Consider the following 13,846-nt stretch of genomic DNA (forward strand, 5'->3'; position numbering starts at 1 on the left):
AAAAAATAAAATAAAAAACATAGTGTTATATAAAAAATAAACTCAACAAATGAGTAGAGTAATAACTCAACATTCATTGATGAAACGAATTGCTCAGGATTCGTCAACACACTTATCCACAATTTTGGTGGATAACTAAACCTAGCCTAATGCCGATAAGGGGTACAGAAAAGTAAAGTATTTTCAGGGAAATATTTTTACTTTTTCTTCGGCTGGAAAGGTTGACACTGAACACCCCACTCGCTACCATTCGCACCGCTCAAAGCAATTCCCCCTTAGTTCAGTCGGTAGAACGGCGGACTGTTAATCCGTATGTCGCAAGTTCAAGTCTTGCAGGGGGAGCCAAATTCCAGAAGAAAGACGCCCTAGGACGTCTTTTTTTGTATCTAAATCTAGATTGAATCGAACATTTTAGAGTATAGCCCCTACAGAATTTGATCTTCGAATACGGTACACAGGCGCTCAATCAAGAACTCGAGAAACAAACGAACTCGCCTCGGTTGATACTTTCTACTTAGGTAAATTACATTCAAATCAGCACCTGCTGAAGAGGTCGACGCATTGAAGTTCTTCATGTAACCATTAAGCACTGTCACTAAACGCTGCTGTTTGATGTCTTCCTGCACATCGAGAATCGATTTCAACGCAATGCCAGCACCATCTAACGCCCATTGACGAATCACTTCGCCATCATCAGAAAAACGCTTTGGCACGACAGTAATGACGTTGTGCTGATCTTCATCTTGAAAGTGCCAGGTTTTCAATTCTTCATTGCTGCGGACCATGGCTAAACAATCGTGCTGAGCGAGATCTTGTGGCGTGATCGGCGTGCCTTTCTTTGCCAAGTACTGAGGAGAAGCGCAAAGCACTCGACGACTAGACGCCAGTTTGCGCGAGATAAGATTACTGTCGGCCAGCTCTCCGTATCGGATAACGATATCCAAGCCGGACTCAGCCAAGTTGGATAAGTTATCGTTCAAATACAGATAAGGGATCACATCGGGATAGAGCTGACTAAATTCCGACAGTATTGGCGAAATGTATTGCTTGCCAATATCACGAGGAGCAGAGATTTTGAGTGTTCCGCGCACTTCTTTGGTGCCAGTTTGGAGCAAGTTTTCCGTCTCTTTAACGCTGTCGATGATTTCCAGACACGCTTGATGATACATCGCGCCAGAGTCCGTCAGTGAAATATGCCTTGTACTACGATTAAGCAATTTCACCCCATAACGGTCTTCCAACGACTGCAATCTTGCTGTCACTGTTGCTGGCGATAAACCGAGCTCTCTACCAGCCGCCGCCAGCCCTTGGTTCTTTATAATGCTGACAAACAGCGTCATATCTGAAAACTTGTCCACGCTCTCTCCTTAAATTTCATTATTCGACTTAATTGAATAATCAATTCAACTATTACCCAATTATCAATTTTCTGCCAATCAATATACTGACCCCATCAAAACGAGATTGGAGAAAAATCATGAAAACAGAAAAAACCGTTTATGTCTTACTCGGTGGCACATCAGGTATTGGTGCTGCACTTAGCCAACAACTTGCAAGCGAAAATGCGGTTGTTCACGTAGCAAGCCGTAAGACAGGTTTAGACATTAGTGATGAACAATCGGTTTACCACTACTTCGAAACCATTGGTGCTTTTGACCATCTTATCGTCACGGCAGGTTCTTATGCTCCAGCAGGCAAAGTGGTGGATGTTGAAGTCTCACAAGCAAAAGACGCTTTTGATACCAAATTTTGGGGCGCCATCAACGCTGCTAAACATGGAGCACGCTACATCAAGAAAGGCGGCTCAATCACGCTAACTTCCGGCATGTTATCGCGCAAAGTTGTTGCTAACACCTACGTAAAAACCGCTATTAACGCAGCCATTGAAGCAACCACGAAAGTACTGGCGAAAGAATTGGCTCCTATCCGAGTGAATGCGGTCAGCCCCGGTTTAACCAAAACAGAGGCGTATCAAGGCATGAGCGAAGACGACAGAAATGCCATGTACAAACGCACACAAAATAGCTTGCCAATAGGCAAAGTTGGTGAAGCCAGTGACGTTGCGAAAGCTTATCGACTTCTGATTGAAAACAGTTATATGACCGGCGCCGTGATCGATGTCGATGGTGGCGCGTTGCTTGGCTAACACTAAATAGAAACAAGGTGCCAACGCAATAAAAAGCATGGCACCAATGGGTTCAAACTAAATAAAAAAAGAGACTCCCCCATGAATAAAGAAAAAATGCCGCTGCAGGTATGGATCTTAACGCTTGCAGCTTTTGCTATCGGTACCGCGGAATTTGTTATTGCAGGAATTCTTCCTCAAGTCGCCAACTCATTCTCCATCACTGAAGGACAAGCGGGTTACTTAATCAGTGCCTACGCGCTTGCCATTGTATTTGGCGGTCCTCTACTCACAATTTACTTAGCACGCTTTAATAAGAAAGCCGTACTGGCTGGGCTAATGGTGTTGTTTATCCTCGGCAACATATTGTCTGCTTTCGCACCAAACTACTTTGTGCTGATGGTGAGTCGAGTGATCACTGGTTTGGTTCAAGGTCCGTTCTACGGCATTGGTGCCGTGGTAGCGACCAGTTTGGTTTCAGAAAAAATGGCAGGTCGCGCGGTCGGACAGATGTTCGCGGGCTTAACACTGGCTAACGTTTTAGGTGTGCCTAGCGGTACTTGGATTGGCTTGCAATTCGGCTGGCACACCACTTTCTTGACCGTTGCCGCTTTTGGCTTAGTGGCTCTGTTCTTCATCACGTCAGTGATCAAATCGACCGGACACGGCGAAGCAAAAGACGTCAAAGCGCAATTGGCCGCGTTCAAAAACCCAATGCTACTTATCGGCCTAGCGATCACCGTATTTGCTTGGTCGGGGTTCATGACTTTGTATGGCTACATCGCCCCTATTGCCATGCACATCACTGGCTTTGGTGAAAGTGCCGTGACTTGGATTTTAGTTATCGTTGGCATCGGTCTAATTGTTGGCAACACCATAGGTGGTCGTTCATCAGATAAAAACCTACAAAAAGCGTCCATGTTTTGGGCTATCGCGATGATTGTTTCACTCGTACTGGTCGGCCTAACCGTAGACAGCAAAGTACTGTTCATCGCTACCGCCTTTGTATTTGGTATTGCTTCGTTCGCTAACGTACCAGCGATGCAGCTTCGTGTAATGAACCATGGCGGTGAAGGTCAAGAGTTAGCGGCGACGGCAAACATCTCAGCATTCAATTTAGCCAATGCCTTTGGTGGTTTCTTAGGTGGCATGGTGCTCGATAGCCAAATGGGCGCAGGTATGATCCCTTACGCAGCCATCCTTGTTCCACTGATTGGTTTACTCTTCATCGCCAAAGCAAACCGCAAAGAAAGCAAACAAGCTGAGTTAGCACCAAGTTTCAACAACTAACTTCATCCCTATCGGTAGCCCTTATCTAACGCCTACTGAGTTAAATCGGGGCTATTTAATACGAACCACGAGAAAAACGCTATGAAACTCTACATTTACGAACATTGCCCATTTAGTGCTCGCGTCCGCTATGTTGCTGGCATGCTAAATATCCCACTCGACGTCATCAACATTGCGTATGATGACGACAAAACCACCACCGACCTGATTGGAACCAAGCAAGTACCGCTTCTTATCAAAGATAACGATGAAGTGCTAGCAGAAAGCCTAGACATCATCGCTTACTTCCTTGAGCTGGCAAGATCGACAGAGACAAGTCAACCCTCTCAGCAAGTATTGGACTGGCAACAAATCGCGTTTCTTCCACTGCAAAAAGTGGGTTACCCACGTTGGTCAAATATGGATTTGCCAGAGTTTGCCACTCAGTCTGCACAACAAGCTTGGCGCGCTAAGAAGGAAACTGACGCACTCAATTTCGATGCCCTTCTGCAAGACACACCAAACATTGCCAAAGAGGTAGAAGCGCTCATCGAACGTGCGAAAACCGTGTTGAATCTCGACTCCTACCAACATGTGACTTTGGTAGACGAAGCCATCTTATTTTCTATTTTACGTGGCTTTTTCAGTGCCGCAGAAATCCAATGGGACAACACTGTGAAAAATTGGATGGAATCTGTGAGTAACAAAACCCAAGTACCACTACTTAAGTAAGGAACCGATCATGAGCAAACTTTTTGAACCAACACAGCTAAAACAACTGGATTTACAAAACCGTGTAGTCATGGCACCAATGACTCGAGCACGCACCAGCCAGCCGGGTAATATTCCAAACCAGATGATGGCGACTTACTACAAGCAACGTGCGACTGCGGGCTTAATTATTTCAGAAGCCACCCAGATTTCTGATGACTCACAAGGTTACTCTTTCACGCCAGGCGTCTACACCGACGAGCAAGTGGCAGGCTGGAAAGCAGTCACTCAAGCAGCAAAAGAACAAGGCGCAGCCATGTTTTGCCAGTTATGGCATGTTGGTCGTGTCTCGCACCCGACATTCCAAAAAGGTGAACAGCCTATTGCTCCATCGGCACTCAAACCGGTAGAAACCCAAGTGTGGATTGCCGACGAACAAGGCAATGGCAACATGGTCGATTGTGTAGAGCCACGAGCTATGACTCAAGCCGATATTGACCGTGTTGTGAGTGATTTTGCCCATGCAGCTAAACGTGCGATTGAAGCTGGCTTCGATGGCGTCGAAATCCACGGAGGTAATGGTTACCTGATTGATCAGTTCCTACGTACAAATTCAAACCACAGAACCGATAACTATGGCGGTACTCGCGAAAACCGACTTCGCTTTTTATTAGAAGTGGTCGATGCGGTGAGCGAAGCCATTGGTGCCAACAAAGTGGGAGTTAGACTCGCGCCTTTCATCACTTTTAAGGACATGAACTGCCCAGACATTGTGCCAACCATCCTCGAAGCATCGAAACAACTTCAAGCTCGTGATATTGCGTACTTGCACCTGTCTGAAGCGGATTGGGACGACGCGCCAGTGATTCCAGAAAATTTCCGAATCGAACTACACAAATACTTCACAAACACAATTATCGTTGCAGGCAGTTACACCCAAGATCGTGCCGATGATGTACTCGAAAAAGGTTATGCGGATTTAGTGGCGTTTGGACGCCCGTTTGTTTCTAACCCAGATTTGGTAGCACGCTTAAAGCACCAACAACCTCTGGCTGAGCTGGATGGTTCGACATTATTTGGTGGTAATGAGCATGGATACATCGACTACCCAACACTCCCTTAAAAACACAACGACCTAGACAAAAATAAGTATTTACAACGTGCAGTGTTTCTTTGAATCAAAGAGCTTATAAGCTGCACTTTTTCTTGTATAACATTGTCACATTTAGGCGCTCAGTCATTCATCACTAAATGATGGCCATATGTCTATAGACCAATTTTATCAAGATCTTGGATAAGGTCATCTCGCTAACTTGGAGTACTGTACCACTACAGACAAGCCTCTATCGGTTTGGATTCGGCCCCCGCTGGGAGCCATATCCCCTTAACCTGAGGTTACAACATCAATCTGCTACAAAAGGTTCAACTTTTATTCGATATATAAGCGTATAAATCACAGGTAAGATAACCAAAGTTAGCACAGTGGCAAAACCTAAACCAAACACTATCGTCACCGCCATCGACTGAAAGAAAGGATCAGAGAGTAAAGGAACCATCCCCAACATCGTCGTTAATGCCGCCATCCCGACAGGCCTAACACGACTCACGGCCGATTGGTAAACAGCATGATAAGGCGGTTTACCTTCTTTTAGTTCCAAATTGATTTGATCAACCAATACAATGCTGTTTTTGATAATCATCCCGCTTAAGCTCAGCATTCCTAAGACTGCCATAAAACTCAAAGGCGCATCGAGTGCTAACAGACCAAAAGCAACGCCTATCACCGCAAGAGGTACGGTCAACCAAATAATGATCGGCTGTCGAAGCGAATTAAAAAGCAAAACGGTAATTAAAAACATCGCTAAATAACCCATAGGGATAGAGCTAGCTAACCCTTGCTGGGCTTCAGATGAGGTTTCAAACTCGCCTCCCCACTCCAATGTATACCCAACAGGTAACTCCAAAGCCTCTACCTTATAGCGCACTTTTTTCAGTAGTGAATCTGCGGTTTCATGGCTGTGGGTTGCTGGATCTGCTAATACAGTAATAACTCTCTTTCTATCACGACGCATTATGATTGGGTTCTCCCATTCACTTGCAAAACTGCTAACTAGCTGAGTTATCGGGGCGAAGTCCTGATATTTAGAACTCCACACTTGTAGCTCATTTAAACTATTAGCATTTTTACGTTCATTCGCTGGGGAACGAGCGATGATAGGTAATTGGTGTGAACCATCACGATAAATACCAATCTGTTGACCATTAAAGTTACGTAGTAAAGCCGTATCTAGATCTTGCTTACTAATGCCAATTTCACGTGAACGAGCTAAATCAATTTGCGGACGAATAATTAATTGCTTATTTCGCCAAGTGCTACGAATATTATCTGCGTCAGGTTCTTGATTAAAGATATCCTTAACTTGTTCTGATAATTGCCGAAGTATTATAGGATTATCACCATACAATCTCGCCTCTATTTTGGCAGCTGGAGATGGGCCATTTTCCATTTTTTTTACACGGTATTCAGCTTCGGGATAAGCTTGTCTTAGATGTTGTTCTAGCCAAGGTAGAAACTGCGCTAGATTTTCTAAATCTCTCATCTCAATCATTAATTGAGCATAAGCGGCATACGTTTTCTCCGGTTGATATGTTAATGCAAATCGTTGAGCACCCTGTCCTATTACCGAGGTAATATTCACAATACCGTGTTCATCGTAAGTATTTAATAAATCATGTTCAATACGGTTTACTAACGTCTCTGTACCTAAGATATCTGTACCTTCTGGCATCCAGATATCAACCATAAAAATAGGTGTAGTTGAGGCTGGGAAAAATACATTTTTTACCTTCGTCATACCGATTACAGTAGCAATGAGCATGATGACTACGATGATTAAACTCAAAAGTCGATAACGCATTGCAGACGATAATATCTTATCGTATAGAGTAAAAATCACTCCGTTATAAGGATTTGTTTCAGCATTACTTTTATCCCCATCCTTAAAAAGCAAATAACAAAAGAACGGTGTAATGGTAATTGCCGTAACCCAACTAATTGATAATGAGATAAGCAACACTTGGAACAAGGATGCACAAAACTCACCAGTAGCATCCGATGAAAGACCAATCGGTGCAAAAGCCATAATCGCAATGATGGTCGCACCTAATAGCGGTCCTTGGCTTTGTTTGACAATACGACTAGCAGCCTCCTTACGACTTAATCCTTTTCTAATGCCAATAATAATACCTTCAGTGACAACGATCGCATTATCAACTAACATTCCCAAAGCAATGATCAAAGCGCCAAGCGAAACGTTCTGTAACTGAATTCCAAATACATTCATCACAATAAACGTGCCAAGTATGGTAATTGTTAAAACGGCGCCCATCAGAACTCCGGATTTTAACCCCATAAACACCAGTAAAACGAGAATTACAATCGCAACTGACTGAGCAAGGTTGATGATAAATCCGCTAACGGCTTTATCCACGATCGCTCCTTGATCATAAATCACATTAAGTTGCATTCCTACGGGAATTTCCGCCGACAGCGATCCTATATGCTGGCTGATTGCACGAGAAATATCGACAACATTAACGCCTGAAGAATAGGAAATACCGACAGATAGAGCCTTTTCTCCATTACTGTGATAAATCTCGCTTGGTGCTTCTGTGGTCGTTCGATATATCTTAGCAATATCCCCCAGATAAATTAATTTATCACTACCCGCTGGACTAACTAAGATGTGCTTCATTTCGGTAATATCTGCCAGTTCACCTGTTGGATGAATTCGTATTCGATAATCACCGACTAGCATTTTCCCTGCATTGGAAACCACATTTTGGGTTTGCAATAAGCCATAGATGTAATCAGGCTCTAATCCCAATGCAGCTAACTTTTGCTGGCTCATTTCAACCACAACGATCTCTTGTGGAATGCCCGTTACTGAGACTTTTTTTACACCAGGTATTAACACGAGCTCACGGCGTAACAAATTACTGAAATTGTGTAGCTCTCTATAACTATAACCTTCCCCAGTAAGATTGAGCATATAACCATAAACATCGGAAAAATCATCAACAATCACTGATGTGCTGACGCCAGTAGGCATAATTCCTTGAGCATCGTTTACTTTTCGGCGTAGTTCATCCCATACTTGTGGCAAGCTATGTTTATCATATTGATCGCTGATTTCTACTTCGATTTGAGATAGGCCAGCACTATTGATTGACGTAATATGCTTTATCTGTGACATCTGCTGAATTGCATCTTCTAATGGAAGCGTCACTTCTTCTTCAACTTGTTCGGGACTCCCTCCCGGATAGTTAGTAATCACTAAGGCTGTCTTGATCGTAAATTCAGGCTGCTCAAGTTGACCTAAATTCGTGAAGGATATTGCCCCTCCAACCAGCATCAACAGTACAACCATCCAGCTGATCACTTTATGATTAATGCTATAGAGTGCAGCGTTCATAGTTATACCCCTCTCGCCCAGATAAGAGGTTTAATTAGCTCTTTATCCGTTAGCGAGTTGACTCCATTAGCAACCACTTGGTCACCTACCTCAAGACCAGACAAAACTTCAATACCCTCAGCATGCAAATTACCTAATAAAACAGGGGTTAATTTCAACGTCTGAGTCTCTGGTTGATATACCCAAACCGATGCAGCATGCTCACCTTTATCAGAAAAATCCTGACTCGTTCTCACTAACGCACTCAACGGTAAAAGTGAAATCGAAGTACGATGGGAAGTCGCTGCTATCATATCAATCGAAACCGTCGTACTCATTCCAGGTAATAGATGCGTGAGTTCTGGTGCAGTTAAAGTAAAGGTCATTTCATAGGTTTGTGTTCCTTCCGCCGCAAGATAACTGTGCTCTTTATAATTCAACAAAAAACGTTGCCCTTTAACAAAGCTATCGAACTGCGCAAAGGCATTTATATCTTCAAGGTTCATGGAATTTTTTAAATCAAGAAGCACAGATTCAGGCAATTGAATTTTCAGATCAAAGGTATCAATATTTTGCAAGGTGATAATCGTCTGATTCGATGGAATCATTTGGTAGTTATCAGTATGTACCTTTCCTATAACGCCTGAAAATGGAGCATATAACGTGGTATAGGCTAATTGATCTTGATTCGCTCTCAAGCTAGCTTCTGCTGATTTTAAGACCGCACGAGCACTATCTACATCGGACGCTGAAATCAGTCTCCGGTTGAGTAGCGTTTGTTTCCGTTTAAAGTCAACTTGAGCAAGTTCAAAGTTTGCTTTTGCATTAAGCAGGGCGTTGATAGCATCACGTTTATCTAACTCGGCAAGAATGTCACCTTGAGCAACATATTGCCCTTCCACTAAATCAAGTTGAATCAGTTCACCGCTAATTCTAAAAGCAAGGTCTGCCTGCTGGCTCGCATACAGCTTGCCAGGAAAACGCCGTTGTTGTGACGAAGATAATTGATCAACATGAATCAGTTTCACCGAGCGAGGTGTGCTGGAGTTAGGGACATCCTCTTGGCTGGCAAAGTTACAACCAGCAAGCAAAGTTGATAGTGCAAATGCGCTGGTAATCGGATAAAGCATAAATTTCAACATAGTATCCTTGAGATCTATCTATTGATAAAAGTTCATTATAGGGAGCAATCTGATTGCAAAAAACACAACAATGTGAAACATTGAGTTCCGAAAAATGAAACAAAGACACTTACAGTATGAAACGGCGTTGTTGCCTAAATCAGTTGAACCTTTTCCAAATCCTGTGATCTGATCCTTTGAGAGGATTGGAACGGTGGTGACATGGGTAAAGCGAAAAAGAAGATAACTAACTGGGCGGAGTACAATAAGGCTTTGTGCAAACGTGGTTTGGTTACATTCTGGATAGATGACTCAGCCATTGATGCATGGCAATGCAAAACCCACCATGGTAAGCGTGGTAGAGGATTCCAGTACTCTGATACAGCGATTGAAACTGCTTTGATGATTAAGGGCATCTTCTCTCTGCCATTGCGTGCACTTCAAGGCTTTATCGACTCGATTTTCGAGCTATTGGATGTTCCGCTGACATCTCCTGACTACACCTGTATCAGTAAACGTTCAAAGACAGTTCAAGTCAAATATCGCAATAAATCTAGAGGGGCTATTCGCCATATTGCCATTGACTCGACTGGCCTCAAAGTCTTTGGTGAGGGTGAATGGAAAGTGAAAAAGCATGGTGCAGAAAAGCGCAGAACATGGCGTAAGCTGCACTTAGCTGTTGATGTAGACACTCACGAAGCGATAAGTGCGGAAGTCAGCCTTGTCAATGTGGGCGATAGTGAAGTACTACCTACGTTGCTCAACCCGCTACGCAGAAAGGTCACAGCCGTATCTGCCGATGGAGCATATGACACCAAAAATTGCCATGATACTCTGAAAAAGAAGGGTTGTATCCCGCTGATACCGCCTCGAAAGAATGCAGCACTTTGGGAAGATGGCCATCCCAGAAACGGAGCAGTAACAGCTCTGAAAAATGGGTCAATACCGAAATGGAAAGCCGAGTCTGGTTATCACTATCGCTCAATATCTGAGACGGCAATGTCCCGATATAAAGGACTGACTAGCGGTACATTGAGTATGAGATGTTATAACGCTCAAGTGGGCGAAATCATGGCGAATGTCAAAGCCATAAACAAAGTCATAGGACTAGGAATGCCTGTCAGAAACTGACAGCTAGTCATATATGGCGTCGTTGATTTTCAAGCTGATTTGATCAACAACGCCGTATGAAACTAGAAGATATTAAGTTATTTCACTTAATTGTGGATGCAGGTAATTTAACGAAAGCCTCAGAATTACTAGATTTGCCTAAATCTAACTTAAGTCGACGGATTAAAAATCTAGAAATAGAGCTTAAAGTAAGCTTATTTCATCGTCATCAACGGGCAATCACCTTATCGGAGAATGGGCGGCTCTTTTATCAACGCACTCAACCCCTCCTCGCAGATTTCGATTCCGTAATTGAAGATATGACGCATGACTCACTTGAGCTAAATGGACACCTACGATTACAGTTACTCCCATTACCGGGAGTAGATGTTTTTGAAAAATCAGTATTTAAATTTATGGAGAAGCACCCTAAAGTACATATTGAGATAATCATCAATGCAGATGATCGAAATTTAATTAAAGATAATATAGATATTGCCATTCGAATTGGAAAACAATTAGAAAATTCAAGTTTAATTGCACGCCCATTAAAAACTATTACTATGGGCTATTATGCTAGTCCTAACTATTTAGAGAAATATGGACATCCGCATACTGAAGATGAATTAAAACAGCATAATTTTATTATTCAGAGAATGCCTGATGGAAAATTAGCAAGACAGTTTCCTTTATCTAACGGACAAACGTTTCAGGCAAAAGGAAAACTTGTCGTCAATGATATCGCACTAATAACTAGTGCCTGTATTAAACACCAAGGAATAATCTATCACCCTAATCATCTAGCTAAGCCTGAAGTAGAAAAAGGAAAATTAGTACACTTATTAACAAAAACCGATTCGATTAAATATACAGGGTGGTTAGTTTATCCCAATCGCAGTAGCTTATCTCGAGCAGCAAAAGCGCTAATAGAATTTATCTATAAAGAAGTTGAACCGCTGGTTATTGAATAACCATTACATAATAAAAAAAGAATAGATTTTAGGTTCATAAACATTATATCCTCAATATAAATTGGAGTTGTCGCCCAAGTAACCACAACTCCAAACAGACTATTAACCAAATAAAAATATTGCTTTACTCAACCTTCGCTTGAATAAAGTCCAGCACTTTAGCTACATAGGGCTCGGTATCAAAGATAGGGTCACCATGGTGAGCCCCCTCAACCAAATAAAGATGATTCTCTACGTTATAATTATCAAGCACACTTTTTAAATACTCACTTTGGCTATACGGTACCGTCGTATCATTGAGGCCATGAAAGAGAATAAAAGGTGGCGTTGTGTCATCAATATAAGTTGTTGGAGAAGCCCATTTAGCAAAATCAGCATCTTCTCTTGCGAATTTACCCAGCATTTTGGCTTGTGATGAGTCTGGCGCATCATGATCGATTTCCCCACTGTTTCCTTTCAACTCAACAAGATCACTCGGTCCAAAAAAATCCACGACCGCGGATACTTTATAACGCGGCTCATGCCCTGCTAGGTAAAAACCACTGTCATGGGCATTAGACGTCGCCACTAACATCGCTAAATGCGCACCCGCAGAGCGGCCCATCATCACAACGCTATCGCTCTTTAAAGAGTATTCCTGATGGTGATCGATCAGATAATTGATCGCATCGTTAATATCCGCTACAGGTGCAGGAAACGTAGCTTCGCTGCTTAAGCGATAATTCACCGCCGCGACAGCGTAGCCATGGTTTAATAACGAGTTCGCTAATTGCCCATTTTTAGTGACAAATTCATCTTTCGATCCGCGCATCCATGCCCCACCATGAACCCATACGAGTAAAGGTGTAGCTTGTTTCTGATTGGGCAGATAAAGATCCAACGCCAACTCTTTTCCGTTCACGGTCTTATAAACTATCGTTTGTTTTTGAACAGGGAGTTGTGTGGTCTCATTCCTATTTCTCGCGCTACAACCAACTAGTATGACAATACTGATAAGGGTTGTTAGCGCCACTGTTGCTATTTTCATTACAATGACCTCTTAATATAGTACACGAGCTAATGTTAAAGTAATGAAACTACTTCTCCATTCATTTTGCATTTATTTACATTTCACTCTGTCACCAATAATAATTGACAATTGACTTCAATTATTTACCGGTAAATAGTGTTGGATAAAAGTAATAACGGCAGGCACATATTTCTCCGTATCAAAGACTTTCGCACTGTGGCCCACATCTGGTTCAATCAAAAGTTGGTTCTCAATTCCATGTTGATCAAGCTGTTTTTGAAACTCAATACTTTGCACTATCGGTACTTGTTTATCCTTGTTGCCATGCAGCAAAAGAAACGGTGGAGTTTGGGCTGAAACATAGCTGATCGGAGAGGCTTGTTTCGCCAACTCCGGAGCTTGAGCTGGAATAGCGCCGAGAAATTTAGAAACCGATGAATTTTGAGTAGTTTTGTCGCCTTTCGCATTGCCTAGAGCTAATAAATCCATCGGCCCAAAGAAACTCACCACTGCCGCGACTTGGTATTTTGGCTCAAACGGAAAGCCCAACTCGCGATGAGCGTTGAGCGTCCCTATTAGCCCAGCGAGATGTCCACCAGCAGAGCGGCCCATCAACACTACTTGTTTAGCATCAAAATGGTACTCATCTGACCTTTGATGCAAAAAATTGATCGCGTCATTAATATCGATCACCGGTTGAGGAAAGCTCGCTTGCCCGCTTAACCGATAATCAACAGCTGCAAGGGCATAGCCTTGATCAAGTACCGAATCAAGCAGTCGCCGATTATCCGTTTCGATCGCCTCTTTACTGCCTCTCTTCCATGCTCCGCCATGAATCCAAATCAGTAACGGTGGACGCTCAGCGCTGGACGCCTTAGGAAAATAGACATTGAGCTTAAGATCTTGTCCATCAATGGTTTTATAGACAATATCTTTGCTCACTCTCGCATTAACGTCTGCACTTAAACTTGGTGATGTAAAGAAACACAGCAGCAGGAAATAAATAACTTTTCTCATGATCAATTCTCAACTCTTCTGGCGATCATTTATCACCAGAAGAGTGTTGTTTAAAAGGG

Annotated in this window: 11 protein-coding genes and 1 tRNA gene; 7 read left to right on the forward strand and 5 right to left on the reverse strand. The window is 42.8% G+C overall.

What is annotated here, in order from left to right; all coding sequences use genetic code 11:
* Positions 1–269 precede the first annotated feature (269 nt).
* A tRNA-Asn gene (locus tag N5E84_RS07880) sits at positions 270–345 on the forward strand.
* Positions 346–425: 80 nt separating this feature from the next.
* Here the strand turns inward: N5E84_RS07880 and N5E84_RS07885 are convergent.
* Positions 426–1,358, reverse strand: a complete 933-nt coding sequence (locus N5E84_RS07885; RefSeq protein ID WP_019282888.1) for a LysR family transcriptional regulator — start codon at positions 1,356–1,358, stop codon at positions 426–428.
* Positions 1,359–1,477: 119 nt separating this feature from the next.
* On the opposite strand from N5E84_RS07885, the gene N5E84_RS07890 reads away from it, so the two are divergent.
* The 4 genes from N5E84_RS07890 to N5E84_RS07905 all read left to right on the forward strand — a co-directional run bounded on the left by N5E84_RS07890 (position 1,478) and on the right by N5E84_RS07905 (position 5,228).
* Complete coding sequence (locus N5E84_RS07890; protein WP_019282887.1) at positions 1,478–2,146, forward strand: SDR family oxidoreductase; 669 nt, start codon at positions 1,478–1,480, stop codon at positions 2,144–2,146.
* Positions 2,147–2,227: 81 nt separating this feature from the next.
* On the forward strand, positions 2,228–3,415 hold the full coding sequence (locus tag N5E84_RS07895) for an MFS transporter (RefSeq protein WP_019282886.1): 1,188 nt from the start codon (positions 2,228–2,230) through the stop codon (positions 3,413–3,415).
* A gap of 81 nt (positions 3,416–3,496) precedes the next feature.
* Positions 3,497–4,126 carry a GrxB family glutaredoxin gene (locus tag N5E84_RS07900; protein ID WP_017044375.1) on the forward strand — a complete coding sequence of 210 codons (630 nt, stop codon included), beginning with the start codon at positions 3,497–3,499 and terminating at the stop codon, positions 4,124–4,126.
* Positions 4,127–4,136: 10 nt separating this feature from the next.
* Positions 4,137–5,228 (forward strand): alkene reductase, encoded by a 1,092-nt coding sequence (locus tag N5E84_RS07905; RefSeq protein WP_019282885.1) that lies wholly within the window; start codon positions 4,137–4,139, stop codon positions 5,226–5,228.
* Between the two features lie 280 nt (positions 5,229–5,508).
* On the opposite strand, the gene N5E84_RS07910 is transcribed toward N5E84_RS07905, so the two are convergent.
* On the reverse strand, positions 5,509–8,580 hold the full coding sequence (locus tag N5E84_RS07910; RefSeq protein ID WP_069212183.1) for an efflux RND transporter permease subunit: 3,072 nt from the start codon (positions 8,578–8,580) through the stop codon (positions 5,509–5,511).
* A 2-nt stretch (positions 8,581–8,582) separates the two neighbouring features.
* Complete coding sequence (locus N5E84_RS07915; RefSeq protein ID WP_234834153.1) at positions 8,583–9,689, reverse strand: efflux RND transporter periplasmic adaptor subunit; 1,107 nt, start codon at positions 9,687–9,689, stop codon at positions 8,583–8,585.
* 213 nt (positions 9,690–9,902) lie between these two features.
* On the opposite strand from N5E84_RS07915, the gene N5E84_RS07920 reads away from it, so the two are divergent.
* Positions 9,903–10,811 (forward strand): IS5 family transposase, encoded by a 909-nt coding sequence (locus tag N5E84_RS07920; protein ID WP_019281855.1) that lies wholly within the window; start codon positions 9,903–9,905, stop codon positions 10,809–10,811.
* A 56-nt stretch (positions 10,812–10,867) separates the two neighbouring features.
* Positions 10,868–11,761 carry a LysR family transcriptional regulator gene (locus tag N5E84_RS07925; RefSeq protein WP_069212077.1) on the forward strand — a complete coding sequence of 298 codons (894 nt, stop codon included), beginning with the start codon at positions 10,868–10,870 and terminating at the stop codon, positions 11,759–11,761.
* A gap of 124 nt (positions 11,762–11,885) precedes the next feature.
* On the opposite strand, the gene N5E84_RS07930 is transcribed toward N5E84_RS07925, so the two are convergent.
* Positions 11,886–12,641: an alpha/beta hydrolase gene (locus tag N5E84_RS07930; protein WP_232513682.1), complete on the reverse strand. Its 756-nt coding sequence runs from the start codon at positions 12,639–12,641 to the stop codon at positions 11,886–11,888.
* Between the two features lie 264 nt (positions 12,642–12,905).
* Positions 12,906–13,787, reverse strand: coding sequence for an alpha/beta hydrolase (locus tag N5E84_RS07935; protein WP_019281783.1), 882 nt, complete (start codon positions 13,785–13,787; stop codon positions 12,906–12,908).
* Positions 13,788–13,846 lie beyond the last annotated feature (59 nt).

Origin of the sequence: Vibrio sp. J502 (assembly GCF_025397955.1) — a bacterium.
In the GTDB taxonomy this organism is placed as follows: Bacteria; Pseudomonadota; Gammaproteobacteria; order Enterobacterales; family Vibrionaceae; genus Vibrio; species Vibrio anguillarum.